Source organism: Bacteroides sedimenti (assembly GCF_040365225.1).
GTDB lineage: Bacteria > Bacteroidota > Bacteroidia > Bacteroidales > Bacteroidaceae > Bacteroides > Bacteroides sedimenti.
Genome location: NZ_AP028055.1, coordinates 1,839,848 through 1,862,915, shown reverse-complemented (window position 1 = coordinate 1,862,915; position 23,068 = coordinate 1,839,848). Strand labels below are relative to the sequence as shown.

The 23,068-nt window shown below is 38.0% G+C and carries 20 protein-coding genes and 2 tRNA genes; 11 read left to right on the top strand and 11 right to left on the bottom strand.

The features are described from left to right. Positions 1 to 135: 135 nt before the first annotated feature. The 4 genes from ABWU87_RS07575 (at position 136) to ABWU87_RS07560 (ending at position 10,499) form a co-directional block, all read left to right on the top strand. A complete protein-coding gene (locus ABWU87_RS07575) occupies positions 136 to 3,483 on the top strand; it encodes a TonB-dependent receptor (protein WP_353334381.1) in 3,348 nt (1,115 codons plus the stop codon). A gap of 26 nt (positions 3,484 to 3,509) precedes the next feature. After that, a complete protein-coding gene (locus ABWU87_RS07570) occupies positions 3,510 to 5,282 on the top strand; it encodes a RagB/SusD family nutrient uptake outer membrane protein (protein WP_353334380.1) in 1,773 nt (590 codons plus the stop codon). Positions 5,283 to 5,900: 618 nt separating this feature from the next. After that, positions 5,901 to 6,809, top strand: coding sequence for a hypothetical protein (locus ABWU87_RS07565; RefSeq protein WP_353334379.1), 909 nt, complete (start codon positions 5,901 to 5,903; stop codon positions 6,807 to 6,809). A gap of 15 nt (positions 6,810 to 6,824) precedes the next feature. Continuing rightward, positions 6,825 to 10,499, top strand: coding sequence for a T9SS type A sorting domain-containing protein (locus ABWU87_RS07560; protein ID WP_353334378.1), 3,675 nt, complete (start codon positions 6,825 to 6,827; stop codon positions 10,497 to 10,499). Between the two features lie 326 nt (positions 10,500 to 10,825). Here the strand turns inward: ABWU87_RS07560 and ABWU87_RS07555 are convergent, their stop codons facing one another. The 8 genes from ABWU87_RS07555 to ABWU87_RS07520 all read right to left on the bottom strand — a co-directional run bounded on the left by ABWU87_RS07555 (position 10,826) and on the right by ABWU87_RS07520 (position 14,178). After that, positions 10,826 to 11,008 carry a 4Fe-4S binding protein gene (locus tag ABWU87_RS07555; protein WP_353334377.1) on the bottom strand — a complete coding sequence of 61 codons (183 nt, stop codon included), beginning with the start codon at positions 11,006 to 11,008 and terminating at the stop codon, positions 10,826 to 10,828. Positions 11,009 to 11,013: 5 nt separating this feature from the next. Beyond that, positions 11,014 to 11,502: a thioredoxin gene (gene trxA / locus ABWU87_RS07550; protein WP_353334376.1), complete on the bottom strand. Its 489-nt coding sequence runs from the start codon at positions 11,500 to 11,502 to the stop codon at positions 11,014 to 11,016. Next, positions 11,499 to 11,744 (bottom strand): hypothetical protein, encoded by a 246-nt coding sequence (locus ABWU87_RS07545; protein ID WP_353334375.1) that lies wholly within the window; start codon positions 11,742 to 11,744, stop codon positions 11,499 to 11,501. The genes trxA and ABWU87_RS07545 overlap by 4 nt, the downstream gene beginning before the upstream one ends. Further along, positions 11,737 to 11,946, bottom strand: coding sequence for a DUF6132 family protein (locus ABWU87_RS07540; RefSeq protein WP_353334374.1), 210 nt, complete (start codon positions 11,944 to 11,946; stop codon positions 11,737 to 11,739). Before ABWU87_RS07540 ends, ABWU87_RS07545 begins: the two co-directional genes overlap by 8 nt. Before the next feature lie 762 nt (positions 11,947 to 12,708). Beyond that, entirely contained in the window at positions 12,709 to 13,077 is a 369-nt protein-coding gene (locus ABWU87_RS07535; protein ID WP_353334373.1) for a DUF190 domain-containing protein, read from the bottom strand. 2 nt (positions 13,078 to 13,079) lie between these two features. Continuing rightward, a complete protein-coding gene (crcB, locus tag ABWU87_RS07530) occupies positions 13,080 to 13,457 on the bottom strand; it encodes a fluoride efflux transporter CrcB (protein ID WP_353334372.1) in 378 nt (125 codons plus the stop codon). 148 nt (positions 13,458 to 13,605) lie between these two features. Continuing rightward, positions 13,606 to 13,679: transfer RNA gene (locus tag ABWU87_RS07525), tRNA-Thr, on the bottom strand. 425 nt (positions 13,680 to 14,104) lie between these two features. Beyond that, positions 14,105 to 14,178: transfer RNA gene (locus tag ABWU87_RS07520), tRNA-Thr, on the bottom strand. 314 nt (positions 14,179 to 14,492) lie between these two features. Between ABWU87_RS07520 and ABWU87_RS07515 the strand changes: the two genes are divergently transcribed. From ABWU87_RS07515 to ABWU87_RS07495, 5 genes are read left to right on the top strand one after another with little or no spacing between them, the layout of a single operon-like run. Next, positions 14,493 to 15,083: a DUF4199 domain-containing protein gene (locus ABWU87_RS07515; protein ID WP_353334371.1), complete on the top strand. Its 591-nt coding sequence runs from the start codon at positions 14,493 to 14,495 to the stop codon at positions 15,081 to 15,083. Positions 15,084 to 15,087: 4 nt separating this feature from the next. Beyond that, a complete protein-coding gene (locus ABWU87_RS07510; protein ID WP_353334370.1) occupies positions 15,088 to 16,038 on the top strand; it encodes a glycosyltransferase family 2 protein in 951 nt (316 codons plus the stop codon). A gap of 17 nt (positions 16,039 to 16,055) precedes the next feature. Beyond that, entirely contained in the window at positions 16,056 to 16,538 is a 483-nt protein-coding gene (locus ABWU87_RS07505) for a DUF6452 family protein (RefSeq protein WP_353334369.1), read from the top strand. Then, positions 16,507 to 17,205 (top strand): DUF6048 family protein, encoded by a 699-nt coding sequence (locus ABWU87_RS07500; RefSeq protein ID WP_353334368.1) that lies wholly within the window; start codon positions 16,507 to 16,509, stop codon positions 17,203 to 17,205. Before ABWU87_RS07505 ends, ABWU87_RS07500 begins: the two co-directional genes overlap by 32 nt. A 2-nt stretch (positions 17,206 to 17,207) precedes the next feature. Then, positions 17,208 to 17,789, top strand: coding sequence for a manganese efflux pump MntP (locus ABWU87_RS07495; protein WP_353334367.1), 582 nt, complete (start codon positions 17,208 to 17,210; stop codon positions 17,787 to 17,789). An 81-nt stretch (positions 17,790 to 17,870) separates the two neighbouring features. Here ABWU87_RS07495 and panD read toward each other — a convergent pair whose 3' ends face one another. Together panD and panC are read right to left on the bottom strand one after the other, a co-directional pair. Continuing rightward, positions 17,871 to 18,224, bottom strand: a complete 354-nt coding sequence (gene panD / locus ABWU87_RS07490) for an aspartate 1-decarboxylase (RefSeq protein WP_353334366.1) — start codon at positions 18,222 to 18,224, stop codon at positions 17,871 to 17,873. A 16-nt stretch (positions 18,225 to 18,240) separates the two neighbouring features. Next, the gene (panC, locus tag ABWU87_RS07485) at positions 18,241 to 19,089 is read right to left on the bottom strand and encodes a pantoate--beta-alanine ligase (RefSeq protein ID WP_353334365.1); all 849 of its coding nucleotides are present in this window, start codon (positions 19,087 to 19,089) and stop codon (positions 18,241 to 18,243) included. A gap of 246 nt (positions 19,090 to 19,335) precedes the next feature. On the opposite strand from panC, the gene ABWU87_RS07480 reads away from it, so the two are divergent. Continuing rightward, positions 19,336 to 20,157, top strand: coding sequence for a glycogen/starch synthase (locus ABWU87_RS07480; RefSeq protein WP_353334432.1), 822 nt, complete (start codon positions 19,336 to 19,338; stop codon positions 20,155 to 20,157). A 19-nt stretch (positions 20,158 to 20,176) separates the two neighbouring features. Next, complete coding sequence (locus ABWU87_RS07475; protein WP_353334364.1) at positions 20,177 to 21,610, top strand: DUF4270 domain-containing protein; 1,434 nt, start codon at positions 20,177 to 20,179, stop codon at positions 21,608 to 21,610. A 78-nt stretch (positions 21,611 to 21,688) separates the two neighbouring features. Here the strand turns inward: ABWU87_RS07475 and ABWU87_RS07470 are convergent, their stop codons facing one another. Beyond that, complete coding sequence (locus tag ABWU87_RS07470) at positions 21,689 to 23,059, bottom strand: glycoside hydrolase family 57 protein (RefSeq protein WP_353334363.1); 1,371 nt, start codon at positions 23,057 to 23,059, stop codon at positions 21,689 to 21,691. Positions 23,060 to 23,068: the final 9 nt, after the last annotated feature.

Genomic DNA, 23,068 nt, shown 5'->3' with positions numbered 1-23,068 from the left:
CCGGCATGGAATGAACACAATTTTTGCATGAAAAACTGTATTAACATTTAAAACCAATACAAATATATGAAAAATAACATTTTATCGGGGAGATATTATCCGAAAAATTCCCGATTTAAACAAATCTTTAGAGTTATGCGAATTACCATTTTCCTGCTTATGTTTTGTGCCTTTTGCTCGTACGCCGGGAATACCTATTCTCAGGCTGCCAGAGTAAATATCAAGATGAGCAATGCCAAACTGGATAAAATTCTGAATGAAATTGAAAGTCAGACTGATTATCTCTTTATTTACAACAATCAGGTAGATGTGGACAGAACCGCATCGGTTACAGCTAAAAATGAACCAGTGTCTCAGGTTCTTGACAAACTACTAAAAGGAACTAATATCCATTATAAACTGGAAGGAGACCATATTATCCTTACTAAGCAAGCCTCAATGGAAACAGATAACACCCGGCAGCAACAGACAAAAAGAATAACCGGAACCGTTACGGATGCAAAGGGTGAGCCGGTGTTTGGTGCCAATGTGCACGTAAAGGGAACAACAACAGGAACCATAACGGACGTAAATGGTAAGTTTTCCATAGAAATTGAGGCAAATCAGACTATCGAGGTTACTTGTATCGGTTATTTGAAACAACAGGTAAATGTAGGCAACCATAATACACTCAAAATAGTGCTGCAAGAAGATGCACAGACTTTGGAAGAAGTTGTGGTCGTGGGTTATGGTACACAAAAAAAGGTAAACCTGACCGGTTCGGTTGCTTCGGTGAGTGCCGATCAGATTAAAGATCGTGTTGAGACAAATGTGCTTTCGGCAATTCAGGGAACTGTACCGGGCGTTACAGTTATCTCACGACCGGGACAGACTCCTAGCATTAACTTCCGTGGTCGCGGAAACCTGGGAACCTCTGCTCCGCTGTATGTAATTGACGGAGCTATTTCAGATGCGACATTCTTTCAGAACCTTGATCCTAACAGTATTGAGTCTATCTCATTTCTGAAAGATGCTGCTTCATCGGCAATTTATGGCTCTCGTGCAGCATATGGTGTGGTATTGGTAACAACAAAGAATGGAAAATCGGGTAAGTTGAATGTAACTTACAGCGGATATGCAGCACTGAAAAATCCGACTTATACACCCGAATTGGTTAATTCGTCAGAATATGCATCATTAATGAACGAAGCAAAATATAATATTAACCCTAAATTGGGAAAGAATCAAGCTTATTCGGAAGAAGAGATCGGTTGGTTCAAAGATGGATCTAAGCCCGATTATTATCCGGATACAGACTGGTTGGATCTTACATTGGATAAAAACAGAGTAACCACTCAGCATTCATTGAACTTCTCAGGAGGTACTGAAAAGTTGCGTTACTTCACCGGATTGGGATACTTGTACGAAGATAGCTATACTCCCGGTAAAAACAATTACCGCTATAACCTGGATACAAACATCTCATCAGATTTGAACAAATGGCTTACTTTCAGAGCCGGGATTAAGTATATCCGTAACACATCATCCGTGGATAATGGTACTCCTTCATTGATGAACTATCTGATTGTACCTTCAATCATGGTGGCGAAGCAGTCGAACGGAGAGTGGGGAACCATTGCTGGTGGAAAACAGGCTACATTGACCTTTATTAATGGAAATCCATTGCGCGCACTAAGCAAGAATAACTGGAATAACAGCGCAACCGAAAACTCTATGATAGACCTTGGCTTTGATGTAAAACCTATTAAAGGACTGGTAATTACAGGTCAGGGAAGCTACAGACGTTATGAATACAAATATAAATCGTACACCGGATTGCAGGATAATGCTAAATTCTTTGAAACAGGTAACGAAATATCTGGAACCGGCAATGAGGTGAATTCCATGAGTATGTCATGGGCAAGTAATTCAAATTTACTGACGACTTTAACTGCTAAATATGATTTCTCTGTCGACAAGCATACATTCGGGGTACTGGCAGGTACTTCTTACGAAAATTATAAATATGAGGCATTGAGTGCTTATCGCAAAAATTTTCCTTCTGACGGATTGACCGATATTTCAGCCGGTTCTACAGAAGGTGCAACAAATGGGGGTGGCAGTTCTGAGTATAAGATGAATTCTTACTTTGGCCGCATCAATTATGCATTCAACGATCGTTATTTGTTCGAGGCTAATATGCGTGCCGATGCTTCTTCTCGTTTTTATAAAACCAACCGCTGGGGATATTTCCCTTCATTCTCTGCAGCATGGCGTATTAACGAGGAAGAGTTTATGAAGGAATTGGACTGGATTCAGAACCTCAAACTACGTGCCTCTTATGGTACATTGGGTAATATCAACAACGTAGGTAATTATGATTATTTCCAGAATTATTCAAAAAGCGGAAGCTACACTTTTGATGACACACTGGCACCGAGTATAGCCGAGTCAAAGCCTTCAAACAAATCACTGAGCTGGGAAAAGGTGGCTTTGACAGATTTCGGGGTTGATTTCGAAATCTTTGGAGGTAAGTTGGGCATCACAGCTGACTATTATATCAAAAAAACAAGTAACATCCTGCTGACTTACAATGTACCCTACGAAACAGGTATTTCTGTTGCTCCTTCTCAGAACCTGGGAAAGGTGGAAAATAAAGGGTTTGAGTTTGCAATTAACCATCGTAACAAAATAGCTGATTTCTCCTATAATATTGCTGCTAATATTGCTACCAATAAAAACAAAATTATCGATCTCGCCACATCCGACAACATGATTCAGGCAGGTGGTGACAAGATTAACTACATTCTTAAAGTCGGTGAATCAATTGGTTCTTACTATGGATATAAAACTGATGGTCTGTACACTCAGGCAGAAATTGATGAAGGCCATTACTATAAATTTGGCCGTGTGCCAAAGGCTGGTGATATTAAATACGTGCCACAACGTAGTAATGTTGCATGGGGAAGTTCGATTACCAGCGATGACCGTACTATTATTGGCAAAGACGTTCCTGATTTTACGTATGGATTGAATCTGAATCTGCAATGGAAGAATTTTGAGTTCTCCTTGTTTGGTCAGGGTGTTTCCGGAACAAATGTTGCTTTCGAATCTGAACAGGTGTGGTGTCTTTTCCTGAACTCCAACCCAAGAAAATGGCAATTGAACAGATGGACAGAGGATAATCCTAATCCAAGAGCTATCTACCCACGTATATACGGAGGTACCTCTTCTGATAACTACAACCAGTATTTCTCAGACTATCAGGTTTTCGATGCTGATTATTTCCGAATTAAAACGATGTCTCTTGGTTATAAAGTTCCAGATGTATTGGTTAAGAAGGCAGGTCTTTCTTCTTTGAAACTATTTGCTACAGGAGAAAATCTCTTCACGATCCGTGCTGATCACAGGATGAAAGATTTTGATCCGGAAGCAGCAACAGGTCGTGGCCTTTCAGCTTATGGACTAAAATCAGTTGCATTTGGTGTTAATGTATCATTTTAATCAACACTTTTTAAAATTAAGACAGAATGAAAAAAATATCTATAAAAAGTCTGGCCGTTTTAGGGCTGTTGACGATATCACTATCTGCTTGTGACACAAATGTAATTCCGCCTGCAGATATTGCCGCTGAGAATTACTGGAAAACTCAAAAAGATGCCTGGTATGCTCTGAATGCATGTTATGCATATCTTCCCGGATATGCCGAAGGTATGATTGATGAAATGAGCACTGATAATGCACACAGTCATAAACCTTGGGAAGGCCCGGCAGAAATGATTCAACAAGGTGAAATAACTGCCGCCGATGTTTCCGGTTACGATTACACTTTGATTCGCAAGGCTGCCAACTATATAGCCAATGTAGAGAATTGTAATATGAGTGACGAACTGAAGGAACGTACCAAAGCTGAGGCACGATTCTTCCGCGCAATGCAGTATCTTAGCATGGTTGTTAAGTTCGGAGGTGTACCATTGGTTACCGAGGTGTTGGTTTACGATGCTCCATATCAGGAACGTGCCGATTTGGCTACCGTACAAAAGTATATTATTTCTGAGTTGGCTGCAGTTGCTGAAATATTGCCTGATAAGTACGCTGGCGGATATTTCAATGAAACAGGACGTATAACCCGTGCAGCAGCTTTGGCACTGGAAGCTCGCGCAGCTCTTTATTTTGGTGATTACGCAACTGCAGAAAAAGCAGCTAAAGCCGTTATTACCGAAGGACATCATTCACTTTTTAAAGTAACCTCTCTGAACGCCGCTCAACAAAAAGAGGCTGATGAGATGGGACAGTTTATTGATTTTGACAAACTAGGTATTGATAAAGATAAATTCGTAAAAGGAATGTTTAGTTATGAAGGTCTCTGGCAGGGAGATAATTGCTCTCCGTCTAACCCGGAATACATTTTGACACATGAATATATGGCTGATGCGGATGGAAATGTAACTGACTGGGCACGATACCAGTATGCACGGCCATCGCAACTTGTAACAGGCTACTCTTCGTATGAACCGATGCAGGACCTTGTTGATGCATACTGGAACATTGATGGAAAAACCCATCCAGCAGCTATTGACGCAGATACACGTGCTGCAAATTTTGCAGTGATAAATGCAGAAGTGAATGGTATGGACCAGGCTCAATACATTGCGAAAGTTCCGACCATGAATCTTGCCGGTTATTCTTATATGCAGGAGTTCCGGAACCGGGATAGCCGAATGTATGCTTCTATTCTCTTTCCTTTTAAGGGATGGCATGTTACTGATTTTGGTACATTCTACTATCGTTGGAATCCTAAAAAAGCTGGAAGCGATGGTAACGAGTCATGGACGGGATTCAGTTGGCGTAAAATGGTTGCTACTCGTCCGTATGATACCGGCTGGGGCGAGAACTATAGCTATGATGATTTTCCATTAATCCGTTATGCCGAGGTACTGCTTATTGCTGCTGAGGCTCATGTGCAGAACACTGCTTACGATGCAACGGTCTGTGGTTACCTGAACCAGTTGCGTGATCGTTGCGGTATGCCAGATGTGCCTTTATCCTTCTCATCAAAAGACGAGGCATTGAAATTTGTTCGCAACGAACGTCGTATTGAGTTGGCTGGTGAAGGTCAACGGTACGTGGATATGCGTCGTTATGGGTCCGATTACTGTGCCAAAATAATGAGTGGAACAACTTGTGCTCCCAATAAATATGTTGTTGTTGAGAAGAACTGGAATAACAACCTGATGCTGATGCCTATCCCACAATCAGCTATTGATATGAATCCTAAACTGACCCAGAATTCGGGTTATTAATTTGAATATTTGAATAATGTGAAGGAGTTGCCTTTGGGGGTAGCTCCTTTTTTTATATGTGTATAAAGAATCGTTGAGTTTTTAAGAATAACTCTATGTAAAAATTGCATCCAGAATGCTTTGTGTGTAATGCACTCTACAGTTTCTCTTTCTTAAATCTCATAATGACTAACAATGTTTTGTAGTAAGGGAATCAAATTCAGCTTAAACAATCCTATCTGAATTGAATATTGATTCGTTTCAACCGCCTCTCATCATTGCCTGTGTAATATTTGTCTGTTAACAACTATTTGTTGATATATTATAGGTTGGAATGCGCTGATTTATAAAAAGATAGGCATTATGTAATCTTCTTCTGATTAATCATTTTTAAGGAATAGTTTCTGCTATAGATCATGCGAATAACACCTTATTTTATTTAAGTGAATTTTGATAAATGATAATGGCTATCACTGTTTTGCTTTTCTATTTGCATTGTTTATTAGTTTTTTATATGTAAACAACTTCACAAATCATATAAAATAAATGTTATTAAAATAAAAAAATAAATAACAAGTGTACAAGATGTTAAATTTTAGATATATTTGTAACCGCTAATTCTTAAATGTAGTATATATTATGAAAAAAATTTTATTGCTAGCAGTCCTTTTTGGGCAAGTTGCATTTGCTCAGCGGCTGCAAATAAAATCTGTAGAAAAAATCAGTACAGATGGTTTGAGTGGTGTCTATCACCCCAAGTTTAGTCCGAAAGGGGATTATATCCTGCTTTCGGGAGTTGATTACTCCGGATTGAAAATGTACTCCTTTGCAAATAAGGGTATTAAAACAATTACGAATGATCCAGGAGCAGGATATGGTACTCAGATCAGTGATGACGGGAATACGATATTATATAAGAAGAATGAGTTAAAGAAGAATTTAAAATATTCTTCACTAGTGTCATATTCAAAGATTTCTGATTCTAAAAATGAGATTGTACCTTCAACTAGAGAATCTCTTACTGCTAAATTACAAGGCAATACTCCTGTTTATGTCAAAGGAAAAAAGATGGTTAAACCCAGATCTGCATCTCAAACCCAGAAGAAAGCTATCATTATTTGTGTTGAAGACAGATTGCTTGCTTTGTATATAGATGGAAGTAGAAAGGTGTTAGCCCCTAATGGATCTCAAGCTAGTTATATTTGGCCATCAATATCACCCGACCAAAAAAGAATTGTATATACAGTTGCCTCTAAAGGGACATTTGTGTGCGATTTACAAGGAAAAAATGTTGTGTCGCTGGGGAAACTCAATGCCCCTGTATGGCTCAATAACAGATGGATTGTTGGAATGGACGACAAGGACGATGGAGAAAAATTGATTTCGTCTGTTCTTGTTGCGGTTACTGTTGACGGTAAGGCAAGACAAACAGTAGAAGCTCCTCAAGGCAAAATGGCAATGTATCCAGCTGCTTCATCAGATGGCAAACGCATTGCTTTCAATACTGAGAACGGAGAATTGTATGTCGTTGATTTAATCGAAGAATAAATAAGAAAAGTATCTATGAAAAGAAATATTATATTCCTGCTGCTGGCAGTTATCACTTATTCGCTGACGGCGAAAGATTTTACCGGGATAAAAATATATGTGAATCCTGGTCATGGTGGCTACGATGGTGCCAATGACAGAAACGTTGTGACCATACCCTACGCCTTGAATGATACTTTAGGTTTCTGGGAGTCTTATAGTAATTTACGGAAAGGTTTGGCATTGAGAGATATGCTGGAAGCAAATGGAGCAACTGTACTTATGTCTAGAACCCTTAACAGAGATCAGGACGACCGTTCGCTTTCTGAAATTGCAGAAGAAGCGAATGCGAATAATGTCGATGCATTCCTCTCTATTCATAGTAATGCTGTTGGAACAAATACCGGGACTAATTATCCGCTTTTGTTATTCCATGGAACAGATACAGAGCCGACTGTTGCAGCAAGTTTACCAATGGCACAGGCTGCATGGCCCAGAATGATTTCAAATAAGTTAACTGTTTGGACAGCGTATACAACATCTTCAAATATCAGAGGGGACTTCTCTTTTTATGGGAATACCTCCGGACTTGGAGTTTTGCGTCCGTTGATAGTTCCGGGCTTTTTGTCAGAAGGATCATTCCATGATTATAAACCTGAAGCGCACAGATTGCTGAACCAGAATTACAGAAAGTTAGAAGCTGCAAATTTCTATAAATATTTTTGTGATTATTTTCAAACCGATTTACCTGCTACAGGAACGATTGCCGGGTTTGTGAAAGGACAAAAAGAGAAGATCAACAACGCAAATTATGTTTATAAGACATTCTCTGAAGATCAATGGTTACCATTGAATGGAACAAAAGTAAAGTTGATGAACGCAGCAGGTGATTCCCTTGATTTATGTCAGGTAGATACTTTATATAACGGAATTTATGCATTTCACGATTTACAACCGGGAACCTATAAACTTCGTTTTGAAGCTATCAACCATGAGGCAAAAGATACAACAGTAACGGTAACTGCTGCTACAACGACATATGCTAAAATGTGGTTAGTTAACCCAAACCTTCCGGTAGAGGAAATTCTTTATGAAGATTATGTTACTCCGGTGCAGGAAGCTGGTATGCAGCCAATGAATCACTATAATTTCACTGTTACCAATACAGCAAATCCAGAATGGCTTGATACATGTAAAATCAGAAAGGTAGTTTATAGAAATGAAAAACTGTATGTATTGACGAAAGATCCAAAGATCCTCGTAGTTGATGCAAAAACAACTCAGTTGATCAGGGAAATGAAAACAGATGGAGTTAGTGGTGGTACCTTAGCTTTAAGTGATATTAATTTTACTGCAGACGGAAAACTGTTAGCATGTAACAAAGACTCAATTTCACTTCCTGAAAACAAAAACAGATTCTTTAAAGTGTATGTGTGGGAAAATGATACAGTCGCACCATCATTGTTGTTCCAGACTCAATATCAGGGAAGTTGGTTAACCGGAGTTGTTGGAGAAACTTTTGCAGTAAGCGGACCTGCTAAGAAATGTTCTATTTATATTCCGTCAGTCACCACCGGAACTTCTAAAGCAATTCGTATTATTGGTTTGCTATATGAACAAGGACAGACTCTTGGATACAAATACATGCTTGATGCCAATAATTATAAAGAATCTGTATGGGGCGAGAATTTTAAATTTACAATATCCCCAACTGGAAAAGATCACTTAATTGTTGACGGTGAGAAGATGTTGCCGACTGAATTCAAATTTGATTGGGAACTTGCAGATCGTTCTGCCATGATCAACAAAGGAGCTTTTGCTGAAAAGTCTGGGTATACACTCGAAACTCTTGCTTCAGGTGTTTCATTCTTCCGGAGTGCAGGACATGTCTATATGGTTGCTCCTAATTGCAAATCAGATGCTACTGCTGCGGGATGTGTTTTATTTGATATCACAGAAGGCGTTAATAAAGCTGTCAAGGTTTCCGAGTTATTACCAGAAAATGGATTAGGAACATCACCTGCCACATATATGACATCGGCCGGTTTTGCAACAGGATATGATCTGACAATGATGGTTCTTGCACAGAAACAAGGAATGGCTCGAATGACAACTGTTCCTGCAGGGGCTGTTGCTAATATATATGCTTCTGAACTTTCTTGTACTTCAAATGAAAATGGGTACTCATTCAAATTTACATTGAATGAAAATGCTACAGGTGTAGAAATCCTTATTTCAGATAATAACGGAGTGGTGAAAACAATTAATGCAGGGCCAATGACCAAGGGTGTCCAATCTGTTTTAGTTGCTTATTCTGACCTGCCTGAAGAAGGTACTTATTCTTGGAGCATAAAGGCTGTTGCAGTTCCGGTAGATCGTCCGGTGAAAATTTCTGATAATTCGAAACCTCAAATGCAGTTCTTTTCTCCAAGAGGTGTTGCGGTAGATAATTCATTCAACAGCCCGTTCTTTGGAAGAGTATATGCTTCTGAAACAGCTCCTGGAACTGTTACCAACCGTACTACTAAAGATGGAGTATATATTCTGAACTCAGCCTTGGAGGATGTTACAAATCAGGGAGCAGCTAGCTATGCAGGTGGCATAACTTGGGGCGCTGGTAGCAGTCCAATGCGTTTAGCTGTTGCTGAAGACGGAAAAGTCTTTATTACCGACTGGAGTGATACTCATTCTGGTGTATGGGTTATGGATCCTGCAAATCCTTCTGCTACATTTGTTCCTGTGTTCTCAGGGCTTACAAGAGCTGCCACAGGGCTCTCTTCCATTAATGGTGTGAATGTACATGGTTCTATTGCCCATTGCTGGGTTCTTGGAACTAAAGAAGATACCAGACTTTATACTTTCGATGAAGATTATATCGATGCCACTGCTACAAGCACTGGTAATGTGCTTCAATACAACATCGGTACATTAAGCACTCCGTGGCAGCAGGCACCTAGCAAAGTTGTTTATAACGATGCTCTGAATGGTAATTTGCAACAAAATATGAATTCATGTATTGCACCTGATGGCCGACAAGGCTGGTGGATTTCTCAATACAGGGGCGAAGATGCTGCTAATATTCCGTCATTGATTCACATTGGAGTTGATGGAATGGTTGACTTTAATTCAGGAAAAACTCCTTTATTAATTGAAAATTCATATACAGGTGGTATGGCTGTCAGCTATGATGGCAAGAGACTGGCAATGGGATGTAAAGACGAAGTGAAGATCTTTGATGTGTCGTTCGACGTAAAAGGCATTCCTACTTTAACCAGACTTCATTCAATCAAACCTGCTATGGGCGCTAACTCTGCTGGTCTTTCAATTGACCGAAGCGGAAATGTTTATGTGATTTCAAATACTTCCGAAAGACTTGGTGTATGGGCTCTGCCAAAAGCAGATAATAGCTTCATAACTCCGGCACCAGAACAATATAAGTTGAATCTTGTGAAAACTGGTCTTGTAAATGAGAAGAAGGAGATTGATATTCGTCTTTATCCGAATCCTATGGTAGATAACCTGATGATAGATTCCGAAAAAGAAGAAATATTAGGAGTAGAAATCTATGATATGAACGGTCGTTTAATTCTTCAGGATAAGCCTTACTCTATGCATGTGAAGTTAAATGTTGATGGCTTGCAAAAAGGATTTTATCTTGTAAAAGTGCAAACAGAAAATCGTGATTATAAACAAAAAATGATAAAGAAATAAGATAGTTTTTAGTTAATCTGTTTTTGTACATATCAAATGAGCCGGAGTAATCCGGCTCATTTTTTGTATATATATAGTGTCTGTTTAAAAAATAGATTATTATTGATAAAATCTTTTTCATGAAGAATTGCCGATAATTCTTTAAGGTGATTTGGGGTGTTTACTGTAATGAGTGAGAATAAATATATTTGTAGGCCGCAATTACTTTATATTATCCCTAAAAAAAACTGTTTCAAACAACGAGGTGTCCATTTGACAGTGATCGTCTGTTTTGAAACAGCTTTTTAATTTCTGAAATAAACTATTTTCTTTAACTATATAGTTGCCTATTTTTTATATACCGCTTGCATACCACAATATCGGGTACATTTGCCGCATTCAATGCATTTTTCATCATCAATCACAGGGAGACCGAATCCGTTCTGGCTGATTGCTCCAACAGGGCATACCTTAAGCAAAGGGCAGCGATGATTTTGCGGGCAGCGGTTCTTGTCAATCGTAAGTGCCATAATCTTTATTTCTTTAGCAGAACTTCTTCAATAGCTTCTTTGAATGCACTTTTGGGCATTGCTCCCTGTGCCATTTGTGGCTTTCCGTTCATTGGAATGAAAAGTAAAGACGGGATACTGCGTATTCCGAATGCGCCAGCCAAATCTTGCTCCTCTTCAGTGTCGATTTTATAGATGTAAATCTTATCACCGTATTCGGCTGCTAGTTCTTCTAAAATCGGTGCGATTGTTTTGCATGGTCCACACCAACTAGCATAGAAATCAACAATGGCTGGTTTGTCACCTAAATATTTCCATTCAGTAGGATTTGCTTCATAGTTGGCAACTTTCTTTAAAAATTCTGCTTTAGTCAAATGGATTGTTTTCATCTTATTCTCAGTTTTTTGTTTATTTTCAATATTTTGTTTGTTCTCAATTTTTTTAGTTGTTCCCTGTCCGTTACACGAAGAAAATATTCCTCCTGTAATTAATAAAATCAATGCTAGTTTTTTCATTTTTGGTTCGATTTATATTCTTGAATTTCTCCTTTATATACTTGTTTCTGATTGTCGGTTTCTCCTGAAGAACATCCACCTAGTCCGCAGCATGAAATATTCAGGATGCCTTGAAATAGAAATATACCTGCTAGCATAAAGAATCCATACTCTTTAGATGCAAAGGCATAAATAGTAAGTCCAATACCGGCCAACAATCGTATAATTCGGCCCACATTCCAGTTTTTTAGAATATTATTCATTGCTTTTTTTATCTGTTTTAAACATACTCAATAGTAATCCTCCCATCATTGCACCCCACAATGAACTTATGATTGGTGAAGATGTGATGGGGCAGCTGCCACTTGCGCACCCAACGTAGCTCCAGTATAGATATCCCCCTATGGCACCTAATGCAATTCCCAGTATTATGAGCCAGTTCTTTTTGAATAATTCTTTCATCATTGCTACACGTTTTTTTGTTTTTCTGAAATTACATTCTTATGGAAATATATTCCTTTAGAATTCCGATACAAATATACGTATAATTTCCAATATAACAAATTTCCAATGGAAAATAAAATGGAATTAATAGTAATTAACTATGCATGATCTTTGAATAAGCTGAGTTAAGTTGATGAAAAGAGATAGTATTTTTATTTAAGAGTCTGTTTATAAGTTTGTTATCCTTTTTGTTACCTATATAAAAATTATTGGATTGATGTTTTGCTAAGTGCTGATATCGGAGATTTAATGGTAAAACGGAATACTTCTAGCAGGCTTATTATATATTCACCACGAAAGATATAATAGTTTATTGTTATGGTTCCTTGCTGATTCCAAGTGTGATCAGCAACTTCCATAATTTCCCGATAGAAATTTATGTTATAATGAAATAATGAAACGAGAAATTTTGTTGCTGCATACCCTTATTATCTATTCATGAAGATCGATATATGAAATGGTAGATATAATGTGAATAGAATGTTGTATGGAATAACAGTAAATGTCAGGAGAAATATGATATTGTCTCTTATTTATGATTTAAAGTATGTGCAAAAAAAATGGTTGTCATCACGACAACCAATCTTTGTTAACCTTAAATCTAATACTATGAAAAACACATTGCAAAGGTACTGCTTTTGAGTTGATATGCAAATTTTCAGCCCCCAAAAATGTGTTTTACAACATATTTTAAAGAATATTCATTTCGATTAAGCTATCTGGTCACATTTTTTTCTTTTTCTTATAATTTCCTTGTTTATAAAGAACTACAGTTGTCTTTTCCACTGTGATAAGACATCCGGTGGGTAGATAATCAAACCAAGGGAGGATCTTTTCTACAAAGAAGTCGATTTTTTCAGATTCATCAATCATTTCAACTACTATAGGAAGCTTATCTGTGATTTCCCAGAATTTAACCGAACGAATTATACTGCTGGAGCCAAATCCCATTATTCCTTTGGTGACTGTAGCTCCGGCCAGTCCGTATCGCTTAGCAGCAAAGACTATTGTTTCATAAAGAAGAGAATGTTTGAATTTGTCGGTATTGCTAGTATATATCCGCAATATCTTAGCTTCGCCATTTGATTTCATACTTAGAATATTTTAGTTAGAAGATTGCCTGAATATGTTGCTAATAGCCCCAGAAATAAACTAAAACCTGCATAAAGAGAAAAGTATAGAAATTCGCCATCCCGTAGCAACGATATATTTTCGTTGGCAAATGTAGAAAAAGTGGTGAACCCGCCGCAAAAACCTACAGTCAGGAATATTCGCCATTCATCACTGATAAGATTCCCTCGTTCGAAGAGTCCATAAAACAACCCGATAAGGAAGCATCCAAGCACATTGACAATAAACGTTCCTATGGGGAAAGTGGAGATTATGCTGTTCTGCATAAACTTAGATAGCAGGTAGCGCAATATTCCTCCCAGGAAACTTCCGGAACCGATAATGAAAAGTGTCTTAATCATATCAAGATGTTAGTTTTGTAATCTTTGCAAATGTACGGATTAACATTAATAAACAATTAAATGAGAGAAATGTTTTTGGTAACTTCCATCTCCAAAACTTTAAGAAATTAAAAAAGCACCTCAATAAAAATTGAGATGCTTTTTTTTGAGCCTCTTGTCGGATTCGAACCAACGACCCCGAGATTACAAATCACGTGCTCTGGCCAACTGAGCTAAAGAGGCGGGTGGGTAAGCTTACTATATCGCGCCGCTACAACCAACTACCTTTGCTGCGATCAAGCCCTGGAGGATTCGAAGGGAGCTGGCCGTATAGGACTTACCCGGGTGCAAAGGTAGGTATTTTATTTAACCCTGCAATACCCTTTCTGAAATTTTTTGGATGTAGTGAAATTAATGCTTTACATTTCAGGTGGTTATGTAAGAAAAAAATATTATTTTTTTTGATTGTTGTAATAAATAGGTTAATGTCCGGCGGAGTAGTGATTAGAGCATTCCCTATATAGCAGAAATTATACCGAAATTAAGAGTCATTGTTTCCTTAAATAAAGCAGAGATCAATTTTCTATAGTGAGGAGGCGATGGCTAAAAACACTACTAATAGAATAAAATAAAAAAAGCACCTCAATAAAAATTGAGATGCTTTTTTGAGCCTCTTGTCGGATTCGAACCAACGACCCCGAGATTACAAATCACGTGCTCTGGCCAACTGAGCTAAAGAGGCAGGCTGAAAAATTCTTTGTTCTACATAATACCTAAATCACGTAAGATTTATAATATGAACCAGTAGCTTTTCTGAATTTCCGGGTGCAAAGGTAGACATTTTATTTAACCTTGCAATACCTGTCTTCAAACTTTTTTAGAGTTAAATATGTAAGATTCTACTTTTCAGATAGTTGAACTCAAGAAAAAAACTTTTTATTCTGATATTGGTAGAAAAATATAATCTTTAAGCTCATTTTAGCAATTTTCGAATCATTTCATAATGCTTCTTTGGGTAAAAGTCGTACTTTTGTATGCATAAAATAAAATGTGATAATGGAGAATAAGAACTTATTAAATAAGTATGCCATGCAATATGGAACTTGCATGGGAATTTTTTGGATTATAAAATTTGCTTTTTTTCTGCTTGGATTCAGTATACCCTTTTTGGATTCTTTTTCTTCATTGCTCACAATAATGGTCCCTTTTGTAGGGTATTATTTTACTCGGACCTATAGAAATAGGTATTGTAATGGGGTGATAAGCTTTAGTCATGCCTGGTTGTTCACTACATTCCTGTATATGTTTGCTGCGTTGTTTACTTCAGTAGTACATTACATATATTTTAGGTATATTGATAACGGTTTCGTGGCTAACTCTTATTATGCGCAGTTACAGAAATATACAAAAAAAGAGATTGATTCAATGGGATTAGTCTACACGTATCTGAAATTAGCAGTAAAAATAATGGGAACTCTTAGTCCTATTCAAATGACCATGCAATTACTTTCGAGTAACGTGATTTATGGAGCAATACTTGCTCTTCCTACAGCTTTCTTTGTAAAAAAGAGGAGATATGCACCCATGATAAACAATCAAGAAGACAATAACCAAGAAGACAACAATCAAGAAGATAATAAAGAATAAAAATATGGATATATCTGTAGTAGTTCCTTTGTATAACGAAGAAGAATCGCTCCCCGAGCTTTATGCCTGGATTGATCGGGTGATGAACGAAAATGGTTTTACCTATGAAGTTATTTTTGTAAATGATGGCAGCACCGACCGTTCGTGGGATGTGATCGAGGCGATGAGTGCTAAAACAGAAACTGTAAAAGGGATTAAGTTCCGTCGGAACTATGGTAAATCACCGGCTCTTTTCTGTGGATTCAGGAAAGCGCAAGGAGATGTGGTGATTACGATGGATGCCGATTTACAGGATAGTCCTGATGAAATTCCGGAGCTTTACAGGATGATAAAGGAAGATGGATATGATCTTGTTTCCGGATGGAAGGAAAAACGTTATGATCCACTATCTAAAACTTTGCCTACAAAGTTATTCAACGCAACAGCCCGTTCTGTATCTGGAATCAAGAACCTGCATGACTTCAATTGTGGTTTGAAAGCTTACCGACATGAAGTAGTGAAAAATATCGAGGTGTATGGTGAGATGCACCGTTACATTCCTTATCTGGCAAAAAGTGCAGGATTTTCTAAGATAGGAGAGAAGGTGGTTCATCATCAGGCACGTAAATATGGCTCAACAAAATTTGGAATGAATCGTTTTGTGAACGGTTATCTGGACTTGTTATCTCTGTGGTTTCTTTCAAAATTTGGGAAAAAACCGATGCATATTTTTGGTCTTCTGGGATCTTTGATGTTCTTTCTGGGGTTTGTTTCGGTAATTATAGTTGGGGCCTCGAAACTCTATTATATGTATTCCGGTCATGAATACAGGCTGGTGACTGAGTCTCCCTATTTTTATCTGGCGCTTACATCCATGATTATCGGCACTCAGCTTTTTCTGGCAGGATTTGTCGGAGAACTGGTAACCCGCAATGCTCCTGAACGTAATAATTACAAAATAGAAAAAGAACTGTAGGTTCTTTTGATAAGAATATGAAACGTAAATTGAAATACTTGAGTGTGGTGGCTTTACTGTGCAGTGTCATCGGTTTGGCGTTGACAGCCTGTGATGAAACAAAATGTTCCACATCAGGGCGTCCTTCTCCTCAATTCAATTTTGTGGAAAAGAGTACGCTAAAGAAGATTGCATTTGACACTCTGACGGTTGTGGCTCTTAATGCCATTCATGGTGATTCAGTGATTTTGAATAAAGCGACCAAGGTTTCAGGAGCTACTCTTCCGCTTAGCTATTCAAGTAATCAGACTACTTTGGTTTTTAATTACTCGAAGAGTCTAAGCGATACAATTTGGATTACTCACACCAACACTGAGCATTTTCTTTCCATGGATTGTGGAATAATCATGTATCATCAAATAAAAGATGTGAAGTGTACTTCACATGTGATAGATTCTGTAGCAATAATTAATTCAGAAGTTGACATCAATGAAAAAGAGAATATTCGCCTCTTTTATTAGTCTGGCGGCTTTGTTAGTACTTTCCATCCCGCTTTCTGCTCAGACACAGAAGCAAATAAAAAAGCCATTAAAGGTTTTTAAGGAGAATATTCCGTTGTATAACGGTACTTTTGTTGGTGTAGATTTGTTTGGAATAGGAAGCAAGGCGTTTGGAGGTAATAGTATCAGCTCTGAAGTGAGTGTGGATGTAAGTCTGAAGAATCGTTTCTTTCCGATAGCAGAGGTTGGATTTGGCAAAACGGATATGGATAAGAATGGCATTTCTTATCAATCATCTGCTCCATATTTCAGATTAGGGATGAATTACAATCTGATGTATAAAAAGAATAATCTGAGTCACATATATATCGGTGCTCGCTATGGCTTCAGCTCGCTTAGTTATGATGTGAAGGGTCCGGCATTAACCGATGATATTTATCCTACATCAAATAATACTCCTTTTGTATACAATGGAGAGAAGACTAATGCTCATTGGATGGAGTTATTATTTGGAATAAGAGCTCAGGTGCACAAAAACTTTCTGATGGGGTGGTCGTTAAGGTACAAAGCCCGCATTAGTGTGAAGGAGAATGAACATTCAACTCCTGAATATATACCTGGTTTCGGGAATAATAAGTCGACCAACTTCGGAGCGACCTATTCATTAATTTATAAGTTGCCTTTTTGATTATGACAAATTTAGAAAATTGGCTGATTGCAATCGGGCTTTCCATGGATTGTCTGGCAGTATCAATTGCAAGCGGTATTATGTTGAAGAAGGTTTGTTGGAGAACAATTCTGACGATGGCCTTTTTCTTTGGTTTTTTCCAGGGGCTGATGCCTTTCTTTGGTTGGCTGGGAGCCAGCAGATTTAGTCATCTGATAGAAAACGTAGACCATTGGTTTGCCTTCCTTATTCTTGCTTTTCTTGGCGGAAGAATGATTTGGGAATCATTTAAAGAAGAAGATTGTAAGAAAGAATTTAATCCATCCAATCTGAAAGTGGTTTTCACGCTGGCAATTGCCACTAGCCTGGATGCTTTGGCTGTTGGTGTCTCTTATGCTTTTGTCGGAATAAATAGTGTTGATAAAATCATTTCTCCGATATTGATAATCGGTCTGGTATCATTCATTATATCCATATCCGGGTTGCTGTTTGGTATTTTCTTCGGATGTAAACACAATATGAGGGTTGAACTTTGGGGTGGTCTTATATTAATAGGTATCGGAGTAAAGGTGCTGCTTCAACATTTGGGCGTATTTGCCAAATGAAAGAGTCTTTCGATAAAACAAAAAGCCTGCTACTTGATTGAATTACGTAGCAGGCTTTTTATTATAAGTATTGATAAAGATCTATTTAACCAGTTTGTTTGTTGTCGAATCTGGAAATACAACAATTGGTTTAAAATTCTTTGCTTCTTCAAAATCCATCATTGCATACGACATGATTATAACGATATCTCCTACATGTACTTTACGGGCTGCAGCGCCATTCAGACAAATTTTGCCCGATCCGCGTTCACCTTTTATAATGTAGGTTGAAAAGCGTTCCCCGTTATTGTTGTTTACAATGTGTACCCTTTCATTGGCGATAAGATTGGCGGCGTCCATCAGATCCTCGTCAATTGTAATACTACCCATGTAATTTAAATCAGCCTCGGTTACACGCACACAGTGCAGCTTCGACTTCATTACTTCAATCATCATAAGGCTTGTTTTTTAGTTAAATCCCTTTGTATTTTATATTATCAATCAGTCGGACTTCTCCACAGAATACTGTGATGCAGCCCACTGCATAATCTGTATCCGCCCAGTCTTTTAAATCTTGTAACGTATCTCCGTCTACAATCTTAAAATACTCCAGGCGTAGCCCTTTTTCTGCAGCAATTTCGTTTTCAACGAAATGAATTGTTTCACTCACTGAGTGATCCGCTGCAAAGGTACGACTTTTAAATAATGTTTGAGATATTTTTAATGCTATTTCACGTTCTTCTGCAGATAATCGTGCATTGCGGCTGCTTAATGCCAGGCCGTCTTCTTCACGGACAATTGGACAACCAATAATTTCAATATTGAATTGAAGCTGTTTAACCATCTCTCGTATGATAGCCAGTTGCTGGAAATCCTTTTCACCAAAGTAAGCACGGTGAGGTTTAACTGCGTCAAAAAGTTTACTGACAATTTGTGCAACCCCATTAAAGTGTCCCGGTCGGAAAGCTCCTTCCATAACAGAGTCTAATGGAGCAAAGTTGAATTGGCGGGTATCAGGTTCCGGATACATCTCTTCAACTGAAGGAGCAAAAACAATAGAACATCCATTTGCTTCCAGCAGCTTGTAGTCGGCTTCCGGAGTGCGTGGATATTTTAACAGGTCGTTTTTATCGTTAAATTGAGTGGGGTTCACAAACACACTCACTACGGCCACATCATTTTCTTTTACGCAGCGCTTAACCAAAGAGGCATGTCCTTCATGCAAAGCGCCCATTGTAGGGACCAGCCCTACTTTTTTACCCTGAGTTTTCAGAACAGAAAGTTCAGATTGTAACTCACTGATAGTATGTATAATTTTCATTTTGATATTGATTGTTTAACCTGTCGTTTTAGAAAAACGGTGCAAAATAAACTATTATTTATCACATAAAGAAGAAAACTTGGAAATTTATCTAACAGAATACTTCTTTGTCAATCTGCCGAAATAAACATTAAGGGTTGAATGATAGCGAGTTAACAAATGATAAGATTATAATAACGTCTCAAACTTGCATAAATGCGCATTTTTTTTTATATCTTTGCAGAATGTTTACGAGAAAGGATTTTTATAATGAAGGCTAACAAGGTTTTATTTATTACACAAGAGATTACTCCTTACTTGCCTGAATCTGAAATGTCTAATGTTGGAAGGTTTCTTCCGCAGGGCATTCAGGAGAAGGGAAGAGAGATCCGGACATTCATGTCAAAGTGGGGAAATATTAACGAACGGAGAAATCAGCTGCACGAAGTGATTCGTCTTTCGGGTATGAATCTGATTATTGACGATACTGATCATCCGTTAATTATTAAAGTTGCTTCTATCCAATCGGCCAGAATGCAGGTTTACTTCATTGACAATGATGATTATTTTCTTCACAGACTTCAGGAGATGGATGAAAATGGAGTAGAGTATGATGACAATGATAGCCGCGCTATTTTTTATGCAAGAGGAGTAATTGAAACAGTAAAGAAACTTCGCTGGACTCCCGATGTAATACACTGTCATGGATGGATGACTGCTTTAGCACCGCTTTATATTAAGAAAGTGTATAAAGACGAACCTTCCTTCCGTGATGCAAAAGTGGTATTTTCTGTCTATGAAAACGATTTTAAAAACAAGTTTTCGGCTGACTTTACAAACAAACTGAAACTGAAAGGAATTGTTGATGATGATTTATCTTCTGTTCAGGGTGAAGTTGATTATGCGGCGTTGATGAAACTAGCAGTTGATTTTTCGGATGGAGTGATTCAAAACAGTGAAAAGGTAAATCAGGAAGTTATGGATTATGCCCGGGGGAAGGACATTCCTGTTCTTGATTTCCAATCACCAGACACTTATATCGATGCTTTCAACGACTTTTATGATAAAGTCTGGGAAGCTGGAAAATAGAAATTAACCGATAATAATTATGAAAGTGAAATACTTGTGGGCAAGTTTGCTCGTTTTCTCTCTCTTCTCCTGCGACGATACTACAAATACTTTGGGCTTAAGCATGATGCCCGATAGTGATGTGATTGCTCTTGGTGCTAAAACATTTGATGTCAGTACGGAAACGGTACTTGCAGGACCGGTTTACGCAAAAACAAGTATGGGCTATTTAGGAAAGTATACCGATCCGAACTTTGGAAGTTTCGATGCCGATTTCCTGGCTCAGCTTACTTGTACCGAACAATTCGAATTTCCCCTGGAAAGAATGGTTCCTGTAGATCCCAAAGCCGCTCAGAAAGAATACGAGGCTACTGCTTCAAGTATTAATTTATACTATACAAGTTTTTTTGGTGATTCCCTTAATGCTTGCCGGTTAAGTGTTTATGAACTGAACAAGGAACTTTCCAAGCAAAATCAAGATACATACTATACCAGTATTGACCCTTTGCAGTACTATGACAGCAGCACAGGGCTAATTGGGAAGAAAGCATATACCGCAGTTGATCTTTCTGTGGCTGAGTCAACCAGAAAATCATCTACTTACTACCCTTCAATAAGCTTGAGCTATCCTTTGGCTAAAGCCAATTCAATTATTAAATTATTCCAGACGTCAAAAGCTCAGGGTAAAAACTTTAAGGATGAATTTGCAAAAGCATTTAAAGGACTTTATGTAAAGTGCGATCATGGAGATGGAACGGTTTTGTTCATAGATCAGGTTCACTTAAACGTTTCGTTCAAGATGTATGCGGCAGACTCCTTAGGGAAATTCCCGATAAAGAGAAAGCAGAAGGGGTACGAAACCGAAGATTCCACCTATGTTACCACTGCTATGTTTGGTTCCACAAAAGAGGTGATTCAGGCAAATCGTTTTACTAACGATCAGAAACTGGAAGATTTGGCTAAGATAACAGATCATACGCTGATTAAATCGCCTGCAGGCCTCTTTACAAAGGTGAAATTACCAATTGGTCAGATAGCAAACACTTTAGAGAAAGACACGCTCAACTCGGTTAAATTGGCATTTAACGCATATAATTCCCAAACTTCAAACCAGTTTGGAATGAAAGCCCCGCAATACCTGTTGCTGGTACGTGCAAAAGATATGCAGAAGTTCTTTGAGAACAATATGTTAACAGACAATATAACTTCGTATATTGCTACTTTCTCCAGTTCTAATAATCAATACGTATTCAATAATATTAAAAGGCTTGTAACAACTTGCATTAGCGAAAATAAATCTAATATATCACCAGATTTAACTGAAGATATGATGCTTGTTCCGGTTGCGGTTACTTTTGATTCGAACAATAGCATGATCTCAATCCGTCATGATTTGAAACCGGGATATGTGCAATTAAAAGGTGGAAAAGATAATAAACTGAAGCTGGAAGTTATTTACAGTAGCTTAAAGTAGAAGAATAATCAGTTACACGATACAAAAAAAGCAGTTCATATTGAACTGCTTTTTTTTGTACTCTTATTTTCCGGAAGTCTATTTCTCTGCAGCTTTAGCAGCTTTCGATTTCGTTGTAGCAGACTTCTCAGCTTTCTCCTTTTTCTTTTTTAGTTCACCATTTGCGGCTTTAGTTTCCAGTATATCAATCTTCTTGTGTAGTGCCTCAATCTCTTTCCCTTGGTTCTTTATGGTGGTCAGAAGCGAGTTCAGCTCTTCATTTTCAACATCCTCAGGGAACAGGGCATTTACTCTGTTAATGAAATCTGCCAGAATATTCATGTAATTAGAGAAAGCATCATAAGGCGAGTCGTAAATACCTCTGTCTATTTTTAAACCTGTATGTTTGGTAGACATGTATCTGAAATTATCGCATGCTTGCAGATAATCCCAGTCTTGTTTAACTCTTTTGTCGTTGCATAACCTGACCTTCTCTGAAACACTGAATAATTTATTAAATGCTTCCCGTTGCAGCACATTACCCAGCCAAGCACTGATATCTCTTTCCTCGTCAATACAAGATATTGGGTATAAAACCTCTATAGGAGATATGGATTTCGATTTAGCGATTATTTCAGACGGTGAAGAGAACGTTATTCCTTTTTCCGCAGCACATGCAGGTATTGCCTTAAAGAATTCCAGAATATTCGAAGAAAGAGGCTGATAAACCCCCAGAGCATCCAGTGGCATATAAATATTAATCACTTTTTCTTCTTTCGGCATTGAATCAATCCATCCTATGTATTTATCGGCATACAAGGGATACTCATTCCATTCGTGATTTGAGAAACGCAAACTAATGTCATCTGAAAGTTTAAAATCCCTGAATAATATTTTCAGTTCGGGGTTTTGTTCGCTGTGGTACACATAATGCGGACTTTTCCATCCTAAAATATGTTTTGCCCCTTCTGTTAATATCCCTTTAAATCCCATATCGGCAATAATACTTCCTATCTCGTCAGAATAAACCATGCCGGTATTTCTGAAAACACTTGGCTGAACGCCAAACAGTTGTTTTATTTTCTGAGATTGCCGTGTTACCTCATTTCTGAAACATACTTCGTCAATCAATGAAGACAACCCGTTAGTATATGTTTCTGAAACAAATTCGCAACCTCCCGTATTTGCGAGTTCTTTTAGCAAATCTATCACGCATGGAGCGCGCATCTCCAATTGTTCAAGTGCAACCCCCGAAATGCCAAGAGCCACTTTAAAAGCCCCGTTGGTGTTTTTTACCATTTCGATAAGCGTTTTGATAGCAGGTTTATACGAGCGTTCTACTACGTCGCTTATTTTTGTTTCATTTAAATACTCATCGTAATAATAATGTTCGGTTCCTATATCAAAGAAACGATATCGCTTCAGATGAAAAATCTGGTGTATTTCAAAGTAAAAGCATATTGTTTTCATAATTATCTC